Source organism: Streptomyces sp. SM1 (assembly GCF_002910825.1).
Lineage (GTDB): Bacteria > Actinomycetota > Actinomycetes > Streptomycetales > Streptomycetaceae > Streptomyces > Streptomyces okerensis.
In genome coordinates this window covers 1-20,571 of sequence record NZ_NEUB01001039.1, presented here as the reverse complement: position 1 = coordinate 20,571, position 20,571 = coordinate 1, and the positions used below count along the sequence as shown (strand labels likewise).

Annotated in this window: 15 protein-coding genes and 1 pseudogene; all 16 read left to right on the top strand. The window is 70.5% G+C overall.

Annotated features, from left to right (window positions below):
* Window positions 1-497: 497 nt before the first annotated feature.
* Complete coding sequence (locus B9S61_RS38375) at window positions 498-2,363, top strand: ABC transporter ATP-binding protein (protein ID WP_044472955.1); 1,866 nt, start codon at window positions 498-500, stop codon at window positions 2,361-2,363.
* Window positions 2,364-2,470: 107 nt separating this feature from the next.
* Window positions 2,471-3,946: an NUDIX domain-containing protein gene (locus B9S61_RS38370; RefSeq protein WP_103546296.1), complete on the top strand. Its 1,476-nt coding sequence runs from the start codon at window positions 2,471-2,473 to the stop codon at window positions 3,944-3,946.
* An 81-nt stretch (window positions 3,947-4,027) separates the two neighbouring features.
* Window positions 4,028-4,474, top strand: coding sequence for an HIT family protein (locus B9S61_RS38365; RefSeq protein ID WP_006378580.1), 447 nt, complete (start codon window positions 4,028-4,030; stop codon window positions 4,472-4,474).
* Window positions 4,471-5,505 (top strand): phosphotransferase enzyme family protein, encoded by a 1,035-nt coding sequence (locus B9S61_RS38360; protein WP_103546295.1) that lies wholly within the window; start codon window positions 4,471-4,473, stop codon window positions 5,503-5,505. Before B9S61_RS38365 ends, B9S61_RS38360 begins: the two co-directional genes overlap by 4 nt.
* Entirely contained in the window at window positions 5,489-6,880 is a 1,392-nt protein-coding gene (locus B9S61_RS38355) for an MFS transporter (RefSeq protein WP_103546294.1), read from the top strand. The genes B9S61_RS38360 and B9S61_RS38355 overlap by 17 nt, the downstream gene beginning before the upstream one ends.
* Window positions 6,881-7,050: 170 nt before the next feature.
* A complete protein-coding gene (locus B9S61_RS38350; protein ID WP_103546293.1) occupies window positions 7,051-8,226 on the top strand; it encodes a protein-L-isoaspartate O-methyltransferase in 1,176 nt (391 codons plus the stop codon).
* Window positions 8,223-9,092: a class I SAM-dependent methyltransferase gene (locus B9S61_RS38345; RefSeq protein WP_258040106.1), complete on the top strand. Its 870-nt coding sequence runs from the start codon at window positions 8,223-8,225 to the stop codon at window positions 9,090-9,092. Before B9S61_RS38350 ends, B9S61_RS38345 begins: the two co-directional genes overlap by 4 nt.
* A complete protein-coding gene (locus tag B9S61_RS43145) occupies window positions 9,089-9,364 on the top strand; it encodes an NUDIX domain-containing protein (RefSeq protein ID WP_258040105.1) in 276 nt (91 codons plus the stop codon). The genes B9S61_RS38345 and B9S61_RS43145 overlap by 4 nt, the downstream gene beginning before the upstream one ends.
* A 70-nt stretch (window positions 9,365-9,434) precedes the next feature.
* Window positions 9,435-10,520: an aminoglycoside phosphotransferase family protein gene (locus B9S61_RS38340; protein WP_258040104.1), complete on the top strand. Its 1,086-nt coding sequence runs from the start codon at window positions 9,435-9,437 to the stop codon at window positions 10,518-10,520.
* Entirely contained in the window at window positions 10,517-11,557 is a 1,041-nt protein-coding gene (locus B9S61_RS38335) for a GNAT family N-acetyltransferase (protein WP_103546291.1), read from the top strand. Before B9S61_RS38340 ends, B9S61_RS38335 begins: the two co-directional genes overlap by 4 nt.
* 20 nt (window positions 11,558-11,577) lie before the next feature.
* The gene (locus tag B9S61_RS38330; RefSeq protein WP_181007731.1) at window positions 11,578-12,210 is read left to right on the top strand and encodes a M15 family metallopeptidase; all 633 of its coding nucleotides are present in this window, start codon (window positions 11,578-11,580) and stop codon (window positions 12,208-12,210) included.
* Between the two features lie 33 nt (window positions 12,211-12,243).
* On the top strand, window positions 12,244-14,553 hold the full coding sequence (fxlM, locus tag B9S61_RS38325) for a methyltransferase, FxLD system (RefSeq protein WP_103546289.1): 2,310 nt from the start codon (window positions 12,244-12,246) through the stop codon (window positions 14,551-14,553).
* A 40-nt stretch (window positions 14,554-14,593) separates the two neighbouring features.
* Window positions 14,594-15,187: pseudogene (locus tag B9S61_RS38320) on the top strand (PIG-L deacetylase family protein); the annotation flags it as partial.
* A 449-nt stretch (window positions 15,188-15,636) separates the two neighbouring features.
* On the top strand, window positions 15,637-18,561 hold the full coding sequence (locus B9S61_RS43140) for a hypothetical protein (RefSeq protein ID WP_258040103.1): 2,925 nt from the start codon (window positions 15,637-15,639) through the stop codon (window positions 18,559-18,561).
* Window positions 18,558-19,562 (top strand): hypothetical protein, encoded by a 1,005-nt coding sequence (locus B9S61_RS38305; protein WP_103546287.1) that lies wholly within the window; start codon window positions 18,558-18,560, stop codon window positions 19,560-19,562. The genes B9S61_RS43140 and B9S61_RS38305 overlap by 4 nt, the downstream gene beginning before the upstream one ends.
* Window positions 19,563-19,622: 60 nt before the next feature.
* Window positions 19,623-20,571 (top strand): IS1380 family transposase (locus tag B9S61_RS38300; RefSeq protein WP_103546286.1); only part of this gene is annotated, 949 nt, incomplete at its 3' end.

Sequence of the window (20,571 nt, the reverse complement as noted above, 5' to 3'; positions counted from 1 at the left end):
CCGTGCCTCGTCCTCGCCACGGCCCGGTCAGCCATGCCCCACACCGGATCCCCGGCCAGCACGGCAATCCCCCGAAGGAGTGACCCGACTGCGTCGAACAGATTTCAAGGCCCGCCGCCGCACCCTGCCCGCCCCAACAGCCCGATCAGAACGTGTGTTCACGAAATGAGCCGTGACGGAGCCCGATCCGACGCGTTCTTAGAGCACCAGTGCCACTTCCCCGCCCAGATGGAGGACATCATGAATCCCGCCCCCACCCTCGTGCATCAGCCCTCCGGAATCGAACGACGGCCCACCCCCGTGACGGTGCGCCGTGTTGACGACACCCGCTGCTCAGCACGTCTGGATACGAGGTGGGTGGCATGAGTGAGTCGACCGATGAAACCGCCGAGACCGTCCCGGGGCCGCGCCCCACCCCCCTTCCGCCCGCCCCGCCGACCGCGTCACCGCAAGCCGCGCTGGGCGCCGGCGCGGAGCAGCCCTCCCCCGCCCCGGAGATGCGGTACGTGGACCTGACCGGCAGCCGTGAAGCGGCCGGCCGCTCCATCCGGATGCGCGACATGGCCCGGCGCCTGCCCCAGCTGGTGCGGCGTTCGCTGGCACTGGCCTGGCGCGTCGACCGGAAGGCCACCACCGGTCTCCTGCTGTGCCAGACGGTCGCCGGCGTCATGCAGGCCCTGGGCCTCATCGCGATCAGCGGAACCCTCACCGCACTGCTGACCAGTGGCGACGTCTACCACCGGCTCCTCCAGGCATGGCCGTCCGTAGCCCTGCTGGCGGCTGCGACCGGGGTGCGGGCGCTGCTGGGCATCACCGTCAGCTGGCTCTCCTCCCGACTGGGCCCGCTCATGTCGCGCGAAGCCGAGCAGATGCTGCTCACCGGCTGCGCCGAGGTGGAGCTCTCCGCCTACGACGACCCCGACTTCAACCGCGACCGCGAAGCCGCCGACCGCGGAGCACAGGTCACCGGGGACCTGGTCAACGAGGGCCAGGACCTGATCGCCTCGGCGGCCTCCTTCCTCGCCGGGGCCATCGTGCTGGCCGGCGTGAGCTGGGTGCTGCTTCCCCTTCTGGTCGTGGCCAGCCTGCCGCAGGCCCTTGCCCAGGTCAGCGCCGCCCGGGTCCGCTACCTGGCGAACCTCCGCAGCAACGGCGACAACCGCATGCTGTCGGTGCTGCGTTGGCACATCTTCACCCGCGAGGCAGCCGACCAGATCCGCGCCGGCACCATGGCCGAATTCCTGTCCGGCCGGTACCGGCAGACGGTCGCCCGGATCAACCGCGAAGACCGGACCGCGGCCGACAAGGGCGCCCGCATGTCGCTGTTCGGCGCGCTGTGCGGCGGCCTCGGATCGGCTGTCGTGTGGGCGGCGGTGGTGTGGCTGCTGGCCACCGGCCGCATCAGCGTCGGCCACGCCGGCACGGCCGTCTTCGCTCTGCAGACGGTGGGCCAGTCGGTACGCGGGCTGGTCGCCGTCGGGGCCCGTGCCGTGCGTACCGGCCTCTACATGGACGACTGGACCCGGTTCCTCGACTTGGCCGGCGGCTACACCATGCGCCGCGGCGAGCACCGGCCAGCGCCACCAAACGAGATCAAGATCAAGTCGGTCTCGCACCGCTACGCCGGGAAGGACCAGGACGCGTTGTCCGACGTCTCGCTCACGCTGCGCCGGGGCGAGGTCACAGCACTGGTCGGCTTCAACGGATCGGGGAAATCAACGCTGTCGAAGCTGGTCAGCGGCCTGTACCTGCCCACTGGAGGACAGGTGCTGTGGGACGGCGTCCCCACCGACGACGCCGACCCGCAGGCACTGTGGCAGCAGGTGGCCCTGGTGCCACAGGACTACGCGCACTGGCCGCTGACGGTCCGCGAGAATGTCACCCAGGGGCAGCCCACGGCCCGCGGTGACGCGGCGGTCCTCGAAGCCTGCGAGGCCTCCGACGCGGACGAGGTCGTCGACAAGCTCGGCGCCGGCCTGGACACGCTCCTGGCCCGCGAGTGGCTGAACGGCGAGGAACTGAGCGGCGGCCAGTGGCAGCGCATCGCGCTCGCCCGGGCATTCTTCCGCGAGGCAGGGCTCCTGGTCCTCGACGAACCGACCGCCAACCTCGACCCTCGCGCCGAATACAGAATCTTCCAGCGGCTGCGGGACCTGGCCCAGGACCGGGTGGTGTTGCTGGTCACGCATCGCATCACCAACGTCGCCGTGGCCGACCGGATCGTTGTCCTCGACGAGGGCAGAGTCGTGCAGGAGGGCACCTACAAGGACCTCGCCGCCCAAGAAGGCGGCCCGTTCCAGCAGTTGCTGTCCTACCAGGTCACCTCGGAGCCGGACGGCGAGAAGCACGGAACCCGCGCGTGAAGGGCCCCGACACCACTTCACCAGCTCCGCCCGGGCGCACGGCCCCCGCTGACCCGCCCACCCTCGACCCATCCACCAGCCCTTCCATGCTTCTCCGAGGTGTTGACGTGCCGATCACCCGCTCCCACATCCGCGCGACCCTCGACAGCTACCTGACTCGGCACCCGCACGAGCGAGAGTCCCTGGCTGGCCTGTTTGCCGTCCTGGACGGGCCGGACGACCCGTCCAGCCGGGCGACTCTTCCCGGCCACGTCACCTGCAGCGCGGTCGTCATCGACCGAGACCGGCGCGTACTGCACATCGTCCACAAGGCCACTGGGCTGCTGCTCACCCCGGGCGGGCACGCCGAGGCGGACCGGAGCCTGATGGCCGCTGCTCTTCGGGAGGTGTCCGAGGAGACGGGCATCCGGCCCGGTGACCTGTGTCTGACCCCGCAGTTCCTGGGCGGCCCGATCGACATCGACGTGCACGGGATCGACGCCAATCCCGCAAAGGGCGAGCCGAGCCATCAGCACTTCGACTTCCGCTTCGCCTTCTACGTCAGCGCCGAGCAGCTGCCGCCGCTCAGGCTCCAGGACGAAGAGGTCTCGGGTTCCCAGTGGCTTGCGTTCGCCGACGTCAGGTCCCCAACGCTGCGGGCCAAGCTGTCGGACGCCGAGGCCGATGGGCTCGACGGGCAGCCGGAGCCAGTCAACGCGTCGGCTCTGGTCCACGACGGCTTCGGACGCTACCTGCTTCATCTCAGGGATCTGCGGGAGGGCATCTGGGCGCCCGGGGTCTTCGACCTCCTGGGAGGCGGGCGCGAAAGGGATGACCGGTGCCTGGAGGACACCTTGCGGCGGGAGCTCGCCGAGGAGGCCCCCGGCCTTGCACCGGTGGGCTTGGCGCCCTACGCAGTCGAAGAGGCGACGAGCGTCGACGGCCTCGCGGTGCCGATCAAGGTCTTCACGGCCCGCTGGAGCGGACACCCCGACACGGCGGACCTACAAGAGGGCGTCCTTCTGCAATGGTTCACCCCCGACATGCTGGACCGACTACCCATGAGTCCCGGTCTCGGCGACCTGATCCGCCGCCACGCGGCCGAGCACCCCTCGGCCGGCAGCCCGCCGGACCGCATCCGCCCACTGCACGAAGAGGCACCGGAGGGGACCGAACTCCACATCATCGGCGTCCACCTTCACCTCCAGGACGAGCAGGGCCGGATCCTCCTCGGACTGCGCCATCCCGACTCGGCCTTCGCGCCGGACGAATGGCATTTTTTGGCAGGTCATTGCGAGAGGGAAGCCGCCATCAGCTGTTTGGTGCGCGAAGCTCAGGAGGAGGCCGGGCTGATCATCGATCCCGGTGACATCGAGCTCGTGCATGTGGTCCACCACGTCGACTCGCCGACGGCGCGGGCACGGATCGCGCTCGTCTTCCAGGCCCGGGCATGGTCCGGTACCCCGCAACTCCTGGAGCCCGACCGGTGCGTGGCGTGGCGGTGGTTCAGCCCGCAGGATCTTCCGGCAAAGGTCGTGCCGTACACCCGCCTGGCGATCGAAGGTATCGTCGCGGGCCGCCCGTACACCCAGACGGGCTGGTGAGCACCTGTGACGCTCCCACCGACACCCAGCTCTTCCTGGCCTGAGCACTTCCTCGCGCACCGCGCCGGCCACCACTGCCCAATGTGCGGCAACGACTGGACGGCCGATGACATCGGATGGGGGCTGCTGCTGCACCGCGGCGAGGTGTCCCAGTCCTATCTCTGGCGCTCTGGGCAAGTCCGGGGCTACTCCATCACCATCGTGACCGCGCGCCACGTAGCCGAGCCCACCGAACTTTCGGACGACGAAGCCGCCGCCTTCTGGCGGGACACCCTCGCCCTGGGCCGCGCACTTGAGGCGCACTACCAGCCGTTGAAGATGAACTACCTGCTCCTCGGTAACGCCATTCCGCATGCCCACCATCACGTCGTGCCGCGACGGGAGGCGGGTGCGGACCCGGCGCCGGGCGGCCCCTTGCCCTTCGATGTGCTCGACCTCGGGCGCCAGGAAGAGGCCCAACTACAGGCGGACGCCCGGGCGCTGCGCCGGCTGATGAACGGCCCCGGCAGGCCGGAGGCCGGGCATTGAACGCGCAGTTCGACGTCACGGCCGTGGCGGGAATCCTGGCGCTGCACTACCGCGTCGTCCCCACCGACGTCCGCGAAGGGCCGTCAGGGACCGCCACGTGCAACTACGTGGCCAAGGACGGCGACGGCCGCCGATGGTTTGTGAAGGCCTACCCAGAGCACGCTGACCTGGGCGCCGAGGGGCGCGCCCTCGAGCTGGCCGAGTTCGCCGCACTCGGCGGGGTCCCGGTGCCGGCGATGCGCCGGACCCTGGACGGCGACCTCATCGCCGTCGAAGGCGGCCTGGCGGTGGCCGTCACCGCGTTCGCCGAGGGCGCCGAGACAGCGGAAGGCGGCCTGCACGGCGAGCAGTGGGCCGCCGTCGGCGCGACCGTGGGCCGACTGCACCGCACGCTCGCGCGACATCCGGACGGGCCGCCGCGCCGCGCCCCGTCCCACGAGGTCTGTGACATCGAGCGGGGCCGCCAGCGCCTGGAACGGCTCCTCGACAGCTACGCGAAGCAACCCCCGAGTTCCGCGTTCGGAGCGTGGTCGAGAGACGCCGCCCAACAACGGCTGGACGAACTCCCCGCAACGGCATCCATGCTCGAAGCGCTCCCCTTGACCCTGGCAGCGCAGATCGTCCATGGCGACCTGTCCTCCCTCAACCTGATGCTGAGAGGCGAGAAGGTCGCCGCGGTCGTCGACTTCCGGCCGCCGACGCACCGCAGCCCGATGTGGGAGCTGGGACGCATCGTGCTCGATCCGCGCACGGTCCTGACCGCCCCGGACTGGCCCACGGGCCTGGCCACGGCCGTCGCCGCCTACCGGGAGACCAACCCGGCCATGCCGGACGAGGACCTCATGACGGTGCCCCGGGTGGCGGCCGGCTACCTGGCCTGCTCGGTGTACCCGCTCTCGGAGCCGCTCGACGACCCAACCGCGGTCACCCCTCAGCTGGAGGCGTACGGGCGGGCCCGCCACGAGGCCCTGGGTGCGCTGTGCGCCCGCCTGGACGAGGCGGAGGAGGTGCTCCGTGACCAGCTCCGCTGACTCTCCCGCTCGGCTCCAGACGTCGCTGTGGCGGCACCGCAACTTCCGGACGTTCCTGATCGGGCAGAGCGCCAGCGTGACCGGCAGCTCGATCAGCTCGATGGTGATCCCGGTGATCGCCGTCCTGGAGCTGCACGCCACCACCTCTCAGGTGGCCTGGTTGGCGTTCCTTGGACTGCTGCCACCCGCGGTGCTCGCCCTGCACGCCGGGGCGCTCGCTGACCGCCATTCCAAGCAGCGCCAGATGATCATCGGGGATCTGGTCAGTGCGGCCGCACTGGCCACGGTGCCGGTGGCGGCAGCCCTCGACGCACTGACCCTGCCCCAGCTCATGGCGGTCGCCGTGGTGCAGGGCGCCGCGGGCGTGGTGCATGACGCGGCGGCCATCAGCATCCTGCCCAGCCTGGTCGACCGGTCCTTGATCCAGCGGAGCAACAGCCGGGTCGGCGCACTCTTCGCCCTCTCCGCGACCGGCGGCAGCAACCTCGGCGCCGCTCTGACCGCCTTGGTCGGACCGGCCCGAGCCCTGCTCGGAGACGTCCTCTCCTATCTCATCAGTGCCTGGTGCACCGCGCGCATCCGCATGCCCAAGACCGACCGGGCACGTACCGGGGAGCGTCGGCTGTGGGCGGAGATCGGCGAGGGCGTGCGGTATGTACGCAGTGACGACCGGCTGCGTACCTTGACGCTGGTCAACGCGTCGACTTCCTTCGCCCTCGCACTGCTCAACACACTGTGGGCGCTGTACTTGCTGCGCACCCTTGCGATGAGCACCACGGCGTTCGGTGTCGTGCTGGGGCTCGGCGCCCTGGGCGCGGCCGCCGGCGCGCTCCTCGCCCCTGCCCTTGCTCGACGGATCGGGCCCGGGCCGATGATGCTGGCCGCGCTCGCGATCACGCCGGTGACCCAGATTCCGCTGCTGCTCGCCTCTCCCGGCCTTGGCTGGCAGATCGTGATCGGTGCGGCGCTGTTCGTGCAGTTGGCGTGCGCGGGTGCGGCGGGCACCACCCAGCGGTCAATCCGTCAGATCATCACCAACTCCCGCATGCAGGCACGGATGCAGGCGGTGAGCACCTGGTTGACATCGGGTGCCAGGCCGGTCGGCGCGCTGCTCGCCGGCGCACTGGGGACGTGGGCCGGTGTCCGGGCCGCCCTGGTCGTCGGTGCCTTTCTGCTCACTGTGCCGCTCCTGGTCCTGGCGCTCTCTCCGCTGCGCGGCCTGCGGCAGATGCCCGGTGCCCCGCCCGAGCGGGAGGAACCCGCGCCTGCCGAAGAACTACCGCGCCCCGGCCCTCCACCTCAGGTGCCGGCCCCTGGAGCGGCGGCCGCCGCAGACATCCGCCGTGAGAGCTCGTTGGACGGAGGCGCCACATGACGGACCTGAACACCGGGGACACCACGCGAAGGCCCGCTTCCCCAGCTGCGCACGCTCCAGCGACGTTTTCCACTACGGACCCCTTCCACACGGAGACGGCAGAAGTCACCGGGTCGGCGGACAGCCGCGGCACCCGGGGTGATCGCGGTGCTGCTGCAGCCCGGGCAGCGATGGTCGCCCGCCTGGAGAAGGCCGGCGATCTGGCGGCCGGCCCGGTACGTGAGGCGCTGCTCGCCCTGCCGCGCGAGGTTCTGATGCCGCAGGCGTACGTACGGCGCAGTGCGCCGAGCGAGGAGCCGCCGCGGTGGGACCTGCTGGACTGGTCGGCGCCGCAGGACCGCCCCGAGCTGCTCGGGCTGCTGTACGGCGGGGCCAGTGTGCTCGTCCAGCACGACGGCGAGCCGTTGGTGGGCCGGGCGCGCGGGACGCGGTCGGGGGCGTCGATCACGTCAATGTCGACGGTGATGGGTCTGACCGCCTCGCTGCTGGAGGAGCTGGATCTGCGTCCGGGTCTGCGGGTGCTGGACGTCGGGACGGGAGCGGGAGTGACCGCCGCGGTGGCCTGCCAGGTCTGCGGCGACCAGGGGGTGGTCTCCCTCGACCGGGATCGGCACCTCACTGACGCGGCTGCGGCCCGGCTGGCCGATCTCGGGTTCCGTCCGGAGGTGGTGTGCGGGTCAGGAGAACAGGGCGTTGCGGGGCGGGAGTTCGACCGGATCTTCGTGTCGTACACGCTGGAGCGCGTGCCCACGGCCCTCGTCGAACAACTCGCTCCCGGGGGCAAACTGCTGGCGCACGTGAGCAGTGCGTCCCCGTCGTGGCCCGGCCTCGCCGTTGTCGAGCGCACCGCCGACGGGCAGATTACGGCGGAGCTGCGGGCCGTGGAGTTCGCCCACCGGGCGGGACACGGCGTGGCGCGGATCTGGCTCACGAAGGAGTTCCGGCAGCGCATGGCCACCGAGCCGGGCACATGGACTCAACGGAGCATGCTGGCGCCGCCCCCGGACAGCGACCGCGGTTTCTGGCTGGCGGCCGACCATCTCCTCGGCGGTGGCCTGGTCCGGGACTTCGGCGCCGAGCACGTCGTGATCGGCGCGCCCGGCTGCGGATCCTGGATGCGCGCGGAGGCGGTGGGCCACCGGCGCTGGAGCGTCACCGTCAACGGGCCGCGGGACATCTGGAAAGAGATCCAGGACCTCGCCGACCGGTGGCGGGCCGCACGCTCCCCAGACCGCTACCGCCTCCTCTTCGACGTGGACGGTAGGCAGCGGGCCGCCTCCGAGTGCGGACGCCTGTCCTGGCAACTACCCGCCCCCCACCCGCACGATGAGGGAGCCACTTCGTGACCTACCCCGACGGTCCCATTCCGGGCCTCCCACCGGAGCAGGAGGCAATGTTCGAGGCCGCGGCCTCGACCTACGCCCGCCACCGCCCAGGCTTGCCGGACGCGGCGGTGCGCCTGCTCACCGACGCGCTGCGGGGCCGCCCTTCCCCGGTGCTGCTCGACCTGGGCACCGGAACCGGGCAGGTGCCCTTCGCGCTCCTGTCCGCCAGCGCCGGCCTGACGCACATCGAAGCGGTCGACGTCAGCCCGCAGATGCTGCGCCAGGCCGGGCAAGCCCTCGCCCCCGTGCTCGGCAACTGCACCCTCACCCTGGTCCACGCGGCGGCCGACGCCTACGAGCCGCTCGCGACGCTGCCCGGCGAACCGGATTCCGGCCCGGACCTGATCACCTGCTGCCGGTCCTACCACTGGATGGACGGTCCGTCGGTCCTGGAGATGGCAGACCGGGTCGCCACACCGGGTGCCGCAGTGGCGATCATGGGCGACGGGAGCCTGTGGACCCACGACGCCGACTGGACCCGTGCGCTGCGCGAGCTGATCCAGCTCTACCTGGGCGACGAGCGCCGGGCGGGCGCCCGCAGTTCCTACGCCGAGCCCCGCCGCTCGTACCAGGAGGACCTCGCCGCCTCAGCGTTCAAGGACGTCACCGAACACCTCTTCCCCGTGACCCGCACCTGGGCGCCGCGGAAGGTACTCGGTTACCTGCGCACCACGTCCTTCGCCGGGTCTGGCCTCTTCGCAGAGCGGCATCAGGCGTTCGAGGACGAGGCCCTCGCACTTCTCCACGCGCACGCGATGGACGGGTCTCTGGTCGAGGAGACGACGTTCAGGATTCTGCTCGCCCGACGTCCGGAGGGAGCGCGATGAGCGGCGGGCAGCGGCACACCGAGCCGGTGGACGTCCACCTGATCCTGCGCCGGGAGACCGCTGACGGGCCGCAGATCTTGCTGTCGCGGCGGGCCGGGCAGGTGTACGCCGCCGGCCTGTGGCACCTGCCGTCGGGGCATCTGGACGGTCCGCACGAGGACGTCGTCACCGCCCTGATCCGCGAGGCGCGGGAGGAGACCGGTGTCGTCATCGACCCGGCCGACGTGCGGGCCGCCGTACCACCACCGCAGCCCCGGAGGCGCCAGCCGTAGCGGGCACTTCTTCGAGGTCCGGAGGTGGAAAGGCGCGCCCGGGATCGCGGAGCCGGACGTCTGCGACGCGATGGACTGGGCATCCCTTCACGCGCTGCCCGCCCAGATGGTGGCGTACTGCCGTGCAGGCCTGGACGCCTACAGCGCCGGCGCACGCCTCGCCGTGCACTTCCAACTGCCCGGCGACAGCATCGCCTTCGACCCCGGCGCCGACCGGTTGCGCCTCGTGCCGGACGTGACCGGCCAGGCGTCTACCGCACGCCCCGACGCCGCGGTGGTGGAGTTCGCGGAGCAGGCAGTCGGCCGGATCACGCAGTGGACGGATACGTCATGGGCGCGCGAGGAGAGCCGCGTGTGGCGGGTCCACGGCGTCCAAAGCGGCACCTGGTACGTGAAGGTGCACCAGAGCGAGCGGTTCCACTCCAGGGAGGTGCGAGGACTACGGACGTGGGCGCGAGAGCTGGGGGCGGCCGCGCCCCGGCTGGTCGCCGCCGACGAGACCCTGCGGGCGGTGGTCCTCACCGCGGTGCCGGGCCACCCGCTGCACGGCACCGTTCTGGCACCGGACCGGGAGAGGGCTGTCTTCCAACGGATCGGCGCGCTGGCCCGCCGCATCCACCAGTCCTCCCCCCCACGGCCCGCTCCGGCCGGCAGCGGCCCGGCCGTGACCAAGGCCGACCGGCACCTGGCCGGAGCACGGTCTCATCTGCTCCCGGGTGATGAGGAGTTCGTCCGCGAGCTCGTCCGGCAGGCCGAGGACCTACCACCGCTGGAATGGGTGGAGACCCACGGAGATCTCCAGCTCCGCAACGTCCTGTTCACCCCTGACGAGTCGGACGCCCTTGATGTCTTCGTCGCGGTGATCGACTTCGAGCGCAGCGAGCCGGGCCCGGCCGTACGGGACCTTGTCCGCCTGTCCGACGCCTGGGCCGGCCGCGTCGACTTGTTCGAGGCGTTTCTGGCCGGGTACGGCAGGTCCCTGACCGCCGCTGAGGAACCCCGCCTCGTCATCGACGCAGCGCTCGATTCCGTGAGCGGGATCGCGTACGGCGTCGCCCACCGCGATCCCGAGCTGGTCGAACGCGGCCGGCGGACCCTGGCCCGGCTGCGCGCCGAGCACCGTGCAGCCCTCTCACCGACAGGAGATGCGACGTGAACCCCGACACGGCACCCACTGCCGCGGCCGAGCCGCATGACGCCGCCGGGCGACCGCCGGTCCGCGCGGCAACGCCTACTGACGCCGAGGCCATCACCCGGATGCGCTCCGCATACATCCTGTCCGCACCGTTCACCGAGGACTGGGTCCGCCAGTGCACGGACGAGCTGGCGCCACGGCTGACGCCCGAGGGAGATGCGCGGGCCTTCGTCGTCGACGCCCAGGACGGCACGATGGCCGCCTGCGCCCTCGGACTGATCCACCCCGTCCTGGCGGCGCCCGCCTACCCCCGGGGCCAGGCCGCCCGCGTGCAGTTGGTCGCCACGCACCCGGAGCACCGGCGCCGCGGCTATGCCCGGGCCGTCGTCTCCTCTCTCCTCGACCACCTCGCCGACGTCGAGGACGTCACACTGTTCGAGCTGCACACCAGCCCGGAGGCCGCGCCCCTGTACCGGGAGCTCGGCTTCAGCGGCAACCCGGCGCTCATGCGGATGACCCGCCACCGCCCACCCGCTGGTCTCGCGCCTGGTGGGCAGCCGGATTCGGCGTGGGTGCCGCCGCAGCAGTACGCCGACGCACTGCCCCGGGCGGCCGCGTTCGTATGCCTCTACGTCACCGACGAGGACGACCGGCCGCTCCAGCTGCACTCCGCCTACTCCCCCGGCCACCCCTGGCACATGATCGGCGGCGCGATGGATCTGGGCGAGCGGCCCTGGGACGCGGTGGTGCGCGAGTGCCGGGAAGAGACCGGCATGACCGCCGTGGGCCCGCCCCGGCTGCTGGCCACCGTGTACGGGCAGCCCCGGGCGCAGCGTCCGTACAGCACGCTGCAGCTCGTCTTCGATGGCGGGCGCCTCACCGATGCACAGATCCGGGGTCTCACCCTCAACGCGCGCGAGCACGACGAGGCCCGCGTTCTGCCTCTGGCCGAGTGGGAGGCGTTGATGCCGGCCCGCGATTTCGTGCGGCTGCGCTCCGTGGAGGAGGCCCGTCGCACCGGCGTGGCCGCATACGTCGACACCTGGGGGAACGCGTGACCGCCAGCAACATTGTCTTGATGTCCGACCGGAGAGTCGCCGCGATCCCCGTCCAGGAGTGCGGCGAGGTCCTCGTCGACGCCCGCGCGCACGGTCTGAAGGTCGACGACCGCAAACGGGACGCGGCGGGCGCTTGGGCCCACGTTCGGCAAGGCGTTCTTGCCCGGTTGCTGCACGCCCAGTCGCTGCTTCCCACCGGTGTGTCGCTGCTGTTCGTCGAGGGCTTCCGGCCGCCGGCCCTGCAGCGTCGGTACTTCGAGGAGTACTCCGACGAGCTCGCGCGCGGCCACCCGGACTGGCAGGCGGCCGAGCTCCGGGCGGCCGCCAGCCGCTTCGTGTCGCCTCCGGAGATTGCGCCGCACTCCGCCGGCGCGGCCGTCGACGTGCCGCTGATCGACCACCAGGGGCGCGAGCTGGACATGGGAACGCGCGTCAACGCTTCACCGGAGGAGTCCGACGGCGCCTGCTACACCGACGCCCCCGGCCTCAGCGGCCCGGCCCGCACGAACCGGGCCACTTTGAGCCGTGCCCTTGCCGCCGCTGGCATGGTCCCGTACCGAACCGAATGGTGGCACTGGTCGTTCGGCGACCGGTACTGGGCACTGCAGACCCAGCAGCCGGCCGCCCTGTACGGACCCGTCGAACTGCCCTGACACCGCCTGCCTTTCACGAACGAGGAGCGATCTGTGGGAATCACCCGGACTGACTGGTCCAAGCGCTACACCGAGGGGCGAGGCTTCCGACGGCTCGGGGACGACGAGAAGGGCCTGATCGTCGAGCACGCGCCGGCGCCCGAGGGCGGCCGCGCGCTCGACGTTGGGTGCGGGACGGGCGAGATGTCCGTGTACCTTGCCTCGCTCGGGTACACCGTCGACGGAGCGGACTTCGCCGAGGGCGCCCTGGAGCAGGCCCGCACCGAATACCCCGACGCGGAGGTGCGGTGGCTGTGCCTGGACGTCGAACGCGACGACCCCGCCCCGCTGGGCAACGACCTTTATGACCTGGTGGTCTTCCGCCTCTCGGTGGCCTTCTTGCATGACCGCACCCGTGTCCTGCACGCGCTCGGGCGCCGACTGCGCGAGGGCGGCACCATGCTGGTCATCACCCCGCTGGCCGCGCACACCCCGGCCGAGAAGCGACACATCGCACTGGACGATGATGAGATCTCCGCCCTCACCTGCGGATGGACGAGCGTGCAGCGCATCGCCGTCGGCGACCTGGCGGCGCTGGTCCTGCGCGGTCCGTGTGCGGACACGGTCGCCATGGAGCGATCCGTGCCGGCCACCGGCTACGCGGTTGCCGGGGCGCTGGCCGTCGTGACCGACGAGCACGGGCGTGTCCTGCTCGGCTGGTCCAAACGCGGCATGTGGGAGGCTCCGGGCGGGAAGATCGACGGTGCGGAACCGCTGGACGGAGCCGGGGTACGCGAGCTCGCCGAGGAGACCGGCCTGCACGCCACCGGCGCCAGCGTGGTGTCCATCCTCACCGACGCCGCCCAGGGCGTCCCGCGGGTGACCGCCGTGATCCGGATCACCGGCTTCACCGGCACCCTCACCACCGCGGAGCCGCACAAGTTCACCCGCTGGGAATGGCACGACCCCCACGGTCTCGGATGTCTCGGCCCGGTGTTCACCCCGGCCGCGAACGCACTGGATGCCGTCTGGCCCGGTGTCATCCCCGGCCTGCCGACCGTCAACGCCTACCCGACCGCCGCCGAACACCCGCCGGTACCCGGGGAACCGGCCGAAGCCGTCCGGCTGCGCCACCGCATGGCAGAGGCCGTCATCGCCGGCGACTGGGCGCCCTCCGCCGTGGTCCAAGAGGCGCTGCGCACGGTGCCCCGGCACCGGTTCGCACCGGAGACGGACCTCAAGACCGTCTACGACGAGGACCTGGCCGTCGTCACCCGCCGGGACGAGCACGGCCGGGCGACCAGCTCGGTCAGCGCCCCCTGGCTCCAGGCCGACATGGCCGAGCAACTCCAGCTGACGCCCGGGGCGGCCGTCCTCGAGGTCGGCTCCGGCGGGTACAACGCGGAGCTGCTCGCCCACGTCGTCGGACCGGCCGGACGGGTCGTCACGGTGGACGTCGACCCGTACGTGGTGCACCGCACGCAGCGGCTGGGCGCGGAGGCCGGCAGCGGCCGGGTCACCGCCGTCCTAGGCGACGGTGGTCTCGGCGCACCGGGCCACGTCCCCGGCCAGGGGTTCGACGGGGTGGTGATCACGCACAACGCGGCTGACGTCGCCCCGGCCTGGCGCGAGCAACTCCGTGAGGGCGCACGGTTGGTGGTGCCGCTGGAGATGGGCGGCTACACCCGCTCCCTCACCCTGGTCCGGCGCGGCGACGTGCTGCACTGCGAGCACTGGACGTACTGCGGGTTCGTGCGGGACCGCGGCGCCGCCGCCCGCACGGCCCCCGTCGTCCCCCTGGCCGAAGGCGAGGTCACCGTGCGGTGGGAAGACGGCGAGCCCGGTGACACCGCGGGACTTGAGCAGGCGCTGCGCGGGCCCCGCCGCGAGCTCGCCACCGGCCTGGTGGTCCGGGGCACCTTCAATTTCGAGACCTTGCAGATCTACGCCGCGACGACGCTGCCTGGGTTCTGCCGCCTGACCGCGCAGGAAGGTTCCACGCTGGTGGCGCAGCAGGACGCAGCGGCGATGCTTTCGGACGGCTCCCTCGCCTACCTGACCTACCGCAAGGTCAAGGACGCCCCGGATCCGGCCGACCGTCTCACCGAGTTCTTCATCCACGCCTACGGCCCAGCAGCAGACGAGGTGGCGGAGCGTTTCGCGGAGTGTGTGCGCGTCTGGGACCGCGAGGTGCGCGAGAGCGGCTACCCGCCGATGACCGTCCACCCAGCGGCAACGCCCGACGACCAACTGCCGCCCGGTGACGTGCTCGACAAGCACAGCGCACGACTTGTCTTCCAGTGGCCGGGCCGAACCCCCGCTGGCACACTGAGCCTTTCGGCCGCAGGGGGACAGCGTGCCTGACTCCGACGAGCTGATCCCCGAGACAGCGGCGTCCTCCACGATGCCGCCCCTGCTCGGCGTGTTCGCGCACCCCGACCACGAGAGCCTCCTCGCCGGCGGCGTCCTCGCCCAGCACGCCGCCGCGCACGCGCCCACCGCCGTCGTCACCATGACATGGGCACCCGACAGCCCGCGCGCTCCCGAACTCGCCAACGCCTTGCAGGCGCTCGGCGCGGGTCCGCCCCGCATGCTCGGATACGGCGATGCCCGCAACCCGCAGGCGGCTCCCGGCCGTCCCCGGCTCATCGACGCACCGCTCGACGAGGTGGTCGCCGCCCTGGTCCACCAGATCCGCTCGTTCCGCCCCGACATCGTGGTCACGCACGACGCCCTGGGCCAGCTGACCGGCCACCCGGACCACCGCCGCACCCACCAGGCCGCTCTCCTCGCCGCTCAGGACGCGGGCATCCCGCACCTTCACCCTGAAGCAGGGAAGCCCTGGCAACCCCACGCCTTGTACTTCGCCACGCACCCCGAGTCCGGTGTCGGCGAACTCGGGCCGCTTCTGGAGGCCGTCGGCAAAGATGTGCTCGCGGTGCCGGACGCGTACGCCACCACCACCGTCGACGTCACCCCCTGGCTGGAGCAGAAGTGGGACGTGTTCCCTATTGAATCGGTGTGTTGAAGCCGATCTGACAGGGTGGCTACGTGAGCAAGTGGCGTGTGTTTTGGGTGCCGACGACGGCGATGGAGGGGCCTCCTAGTGCTGCGTTGGCAGGGTGGGCTGATCTTGCGGAGCGAGAGGAGTCTGTGGGGGTTCGTCCTGGGGATCCGATCTTCCTGGCACCGGACTACCGAGTGGATGAGCTGCTCAGTCTCTACACCATCAGTAGCCCCTTCCGGGGCTACACGACAGAGACGAAGCGGAACTACACCACTGATCACTGCCTATTCTTCAACTTCCTTTGGCTCCGCGGGAAGATATGGACGCAGGCAGTGGAATCCGACGTGAATGATTTCCAGTACTAGCGTCAGGATTCGCTGGATAACCCTGTTCGTGTCGGCGGGAACAAGTGGGTCCGCGAACTGGCAGCGCTGATGAGCTTGTACAAGTGGGCGTCGAAGCCGAGGAACGCGTTCGTGCCGCGTAATCCTGTCCCTACTCACCAAGTGACCGGCCGCTATGGACAGATCATCGAGGTCCCGGACGACAAGGCGAAGAACACCAAGGCCAGCAATGTGCATTGGTTGACCCCTCGTACATTCCGGCTCTGGGTGGATGTCGGACTGCGGGGACGCGGGGCTGACGGGCTTCGCGCCCCGGGCTGGGTGGGACGGCTGGAGGACCGCAACGTCGCGTTTGTGCGGTTGCTGTACTCGTCCGGGCTGCGACGGCTCGAAGGAGCCTCGCTGCTGACGTTCGAGGTCCCCTCACTCCGGCTCGAAGGCGGGCGCTACTACACCGGCCGACTGGCGGCGGCGGTCACACGATCCAAGCAGGCCCGCACCTACTACGTCGCGGCTGGCGTGGTCGGTGACATCGAGAATTACGTCGACTCCTCTCGAGCCGAGGTGATCCGCAAGGCTCAGGCGAAGGGGCGATACGACGGTGTCAGGGACATGCGGCTGGTTACGAAGGTGACACGCGGCCCCAAGCCGATCGTGCACTGGCAAGACCGCGACGGCGCCATGGGCCGCGTCGCGCTGACGGACGCGCTCGCAGAAGAGCGCATGACCTGGTACACCGAGGGGCCGAACGGTCCCGAGCCGTTGTGGTTGTGGCTGAACGAAAGAGGCCTGCCGTTTCAGCCGCATTCGTGGGAGAACGTCTTCACGGCGGCCAACAAGCGGTGCCGGGCCATTCTGGACCCGGCATCGGAACGCCGGCTGGATCCGCACAGCAGCAAGGCCCCTTATGCGACTCCCCATTCCTGCCGGCACAGTTTCGCCCTCTACATGCTGGTGATCTTGCACCATCTGCTGGACCAGCGGATGGGTCTGACCCCGGAGGAACGGCGGGACTACCGGCTTCTCTATGGGGATCCCTGGCGGATGGTTCAGGACTTGCTGGGCCACTCTCACATCGAGACCACGCGGGAGCGGTATCTGAGCCCCGGTCGCCGATCTGCAGCTGAGGTCCTTGCTGGCCACCGCACCGGCGGGCAGGCAGGGGGAGCAGACAGAGCGGGAGATGGACGATGTGTTCGCTCGCCTGGCGCGCGAAGCCGAGGGCATCCAGGACATCGACGCGAAGATGCGGGTTCCGTCGCGAGCGGCGGCATGAGCCGGCGGGGTCGGACAGCGTCGCTGCCGACAACTCCCCAGCGCAGGCCACCGGTCCTCGTCTCCGACGGGTTCGTCGTCAAGCACCGTGACGGCGACGGACATGTCGAGACCTACGACTTCCGGGAATTGCCGGTCTCCGACGCCATGCGCAGGTCGCTGGCCCGGCTGTTCGCCGCCCGCTGCGTTCCGAGCAGGTGGGCCTCTCACCTAACCAGCAGACACCACTGGGTCCATCTGGAGACGTTCGCCGAGCACCTGTCCGCGCTTGAGGAACCGGTGGCCGACCTCGATGCCTTGACCGCAGCGGTCTGGAAGGAGTGGGAACTCAGCCGCAGGAACACGCAGACGATCGGCTACAAGGAACTCACCGTGGTGAGCGGCCTGCTGCTGGATGATCCTCGGCTGACGGCCGACGCACGCGAAGCTCTGTCCAAGCGAATACCCCAGCCGAAGGTGACGGAGACGTCCTTCGAGGACGCCGAGTTCGCCGCGATCACCTCCCGGGCACGGCGAACGTTCCGGTCAGCACACTTGAGGATCACCGAGAACGCCCGGCACCTGGCCGACTGGCGGTCGGGTTCCTTCGCCCGGGACAGCGACGAATGGCTGCTGGGTGAGGCACTGGACTGCATCGCTCGGACTGGTGAGCCTCCCTGCTACGCGACAGAGACACACGGCAACCGGATCATCCACCGCTACATGAGAGTTCTGGGCGGCGAGAATTCCCGGCACACGTGGCAGCGACTCTTCCTGACCCGTATGGAAGCGGTTGCGCTCGGGGTGCTGCTGATGGCCGAGCACGGCTGGAACCTTTCGGTGATCAGCCGTCTGGCGGTGCCGCGGGCGACGCCGGATGCCGGCACGGACGGCAACCGGATCTACCGGGTCGAGCTGGAGAAACGCAAGCGCGGCGGCGGCCACTACTTCGAGACCCGTAACCTCACCGATTACGGGGCGGACACCCCGGGCCGGCTGATCACACAGGCCCTGGAGGCCACCGTCTTCGCACGAGCAGCTGTCCACGAACTTCGCCCCGGCACGGATCGCTTCGTCATCTGGCGCACTACCAGGCCCGACAACGCCGAGAGCCCCGAACGGCAGAAGAAGGACAGCGCCGGCTTGTTCCGGTTCGGGATCACTGGACAGGCCGCGAAGGTGTGGTCCGAGGCGGAGGGGTTCGCGTCCTCACCGTTTCGCCGGGGGCGCCGGACAGTGAACGTGGTGCACCGCCGGGAGCCCGGACAGAACAGCCAGGACACCCACGACAGCACCTACGTCCTGACTGACCCCCGGGCCCAGGCAGCAGCCATTCCGGTCATTGCGGCAGCGGCCGAGGCGGTCGTCACCAAGGCCCGTGAGGTGACGTTCGCCGCCCAAGTGCGGGAGACGGCCGATCCGGCGGACCATCCGACGGCCACCGCCGACTGCCATGACTACGACAACAGTCCCTTCCCCAGCGGCGACGGGGGCTGCGGGGCCTCGTTCCTCATGTGTTTGGCCTGCCCGAACGCCCGCGTTCATCCCGCTCACCACAGCCGGCTCGCCCATCTTCACCATGCCCTGGACAACCTGCGGACCGTCATGGATCCCGGCCAGTGGCAGAGCGACTGGGGAGACGCACACGCTCGGCTGGAACACCTCAAACGTCTCCTCGGAGCGGACTGGGACAAGGCCCTGACGCAGGTCACCGCCGGCGACCGTGAACTCATCGACTACCTGCTCAACGGAGACCTCGACCAGTGACGGCTACCGCGGCCCTTCAGCTTCCCGCCCTCCCCGGACCGGACACACCCGTCATCCCCGCCCACCGCGTCGTCGACGGCTACACGGGGCCGATCGCGTGCTTCGCCGACCCGTCCTGGCCCCTGATCCCCATGAACGGCAATCCAGGCGTCACACAGAACACGATCCACCTGGCGTCGTTCCCCGAAGCACTCCGCGAGGAGATGCGCCTGCTGGTCTGGATGTTGATCAACAACGAGCTGTCGTCCGTCTTCCTGCGTGCACGCAGTCCGTCCTGGCGGTCGCAGCAGGGCCCTGAGTCGACCAGCAAGACCGTCGGAGTCTGGGCCCGGCTGGCCGAGTGGCTCACCGAACGCGGCATCACCAAGCTCAGCGACTGCACCTCGCACGTGCTAGGCGAATACGGCCACACGCTGCGGGACAGCGGGGCATCTCGCATCACGGTGCACTACATGCTGGCTTCCATGACAAGGCTGTGGGCCTTCGACCAGCTCAGCAGCCGGCCCAGCGGGATCGGCTGCCCACCCTGGGAGACCGAAGGAGTGGACGACTATCTGCCGGCGGCGACCGCAGAGGGAGAGAACACCACCGAGGCGATCGCCGAGCAGACCATGGGCCCCATGCTGATCTGGGCCATCCGCATGGTCGAGGACTTCAGCGACGACATCCTCACCGCCTGGGTCGAAATGGAGAGACTTCGCGCGGCCGCCGCCGCCAACAAGTCCACTCCCGCCTCACTGGCCTCGCTCAAGGCCTTCATGGAACCGCTTCTCGCTGGTGACCTGCCCATCCCAGCGGTGACCTGGCGCGGAAAGCCGGCCCTCGCCCGCACCTACATCGCCGCGATCACCGGAGCCTCACACAATCAGGTCACCGCGACCTCCAAGCGACTGGGCTGGCGGCAGGCCGCCGTCCGGCGTCCTGGGCCCTGCCCCCTAACCTCGCGCTTTCACGGGGTGGGGTGTCCGAGGGTTGATCAAATAAGCGGAGAGTGCTCCTGACCTGCAACGATGGGACTTGTCTAGGGTCCATGTCGCCGCAAGGAAAGAAGCACTCTCCAGGTGAAGAAGCGTATCGGGTCCTACCCGCGTGTCCGTACCGAGGGCGGCGGCCGGGCGGTGGTCTCGCAGGCCGGTTCGGTCCTGCTGGTGGAGACGGTCCGCAAGAGCGGCCTTGACCAGGCGATATCCGGGGTGCTGTCGCCGTGGCGGAAGCCGCGGGCCGTTCACGATCCCGGGAAGGTCCTGCTGGATATCGCGTTGGCGGTCGCGTCGGGCGGGGACTGCCTGGCGGACGTGGGCATGCTGCGGGCCGAGCCGGCCGTGTTCGGGCCGGTGGCCTCCGATCCGACGGTCTCCCGTCTGATCGACGCCCTTGCCGCTTCCGGGGAGAAGGCCCTGCAGGCGATCCGCTCCGCGCGGGCCCAAGCCCGTGAGCGGGTCTGGCGGCTGGCCGGCCGGGCGGCGCCCGACGCGGACGGGACGGTGACCGTCGACCTCGACGGGGTGCTGGTGATCGCGCACTCCGAGAAGGAGGACGCGGCCCCGACCTGGAAGCGGAGCTACGGCCATCATCCGCTGATGGCGTTCGTCGACCACGGGCCGGGCGGCACCGGGGAGCCCGTCGCGGCCCYGCTCAGGCCGGGCAATGCGGRCTCGAACACCGCTGCCGACCACATCACCACCGCCCAGCTCGCCCTGGCCCRACTGCCRGCCAGGTTCCGGCGCGGCCGGCGGACCTTGATCCGCACGGATTCCGCGGGCGGCACCCACGACTTCGTGGCCTGGCTGGCCCGGCGGGGGCGGTGGCTGTCCTACTCGGTCGGCATGGTGATCACCGAGCAGGTCCACCAGCATGTCCTGAAGGTTCCGGCCTCGGCCTGGACGCCGGCCGTCGAGGCGGACGGTGAGGTCCGGGACGGGGCCTGGGTCGCCGAGCTCACCGGCGACGTCCTTCACGGTTGGCCCAAGGGCATGCGGCTGATCGTCCGCAGGGAACGACCGCATCCCG

Excerpts from the sequence above, each read along its gene's own strand:
- B9S61_RS38365 (WP_006378580.1), top strand. The coding sequence starts at position 4,028 with ATGTGCGGCAACGACTGGACGGCCGATGACATCGGATGGGGGCTGCTG.
- B9S61_RS38375 (WP_044472955.1), top strand. The coding sequence starts at position 498 with ATGCGGTACGTGGACCTGACCGGCAGCCGTGAAGCGGCCGGCCGCTCC.
- B9S61_RS38340 (WP_258040104.1), top strand. The coding sequence starts at position 9,435 with ATGGACTGGGCATCCCTTCACGCGCTGCCCGCCCAGATGGTGGCGTAC.
- B9S61_RS43145 (WP_258040105.1), top strand. The coding sequence starts at position 9,089 with ATGAGCGGCGGGCAGCGGCACACCGAGCCGGTGGACGTCCACCTGATC.
- B9S61_RS38350 (WP_103546293.1), top strand. The coding sequence starts at position 7,051 with ATGGTCGCCCGCCTGGAGAAGGCCGGCGATCTGGCGGCCGGCCCGGTA.
- B9S61_RS38330 (WP_181007731.1), top strand. The coding sequence starts at position 11,578 with ATGTCCGACCGGAGAGTCGCCGCGATCCCCGTCCAGGAGTGCGGCGAG.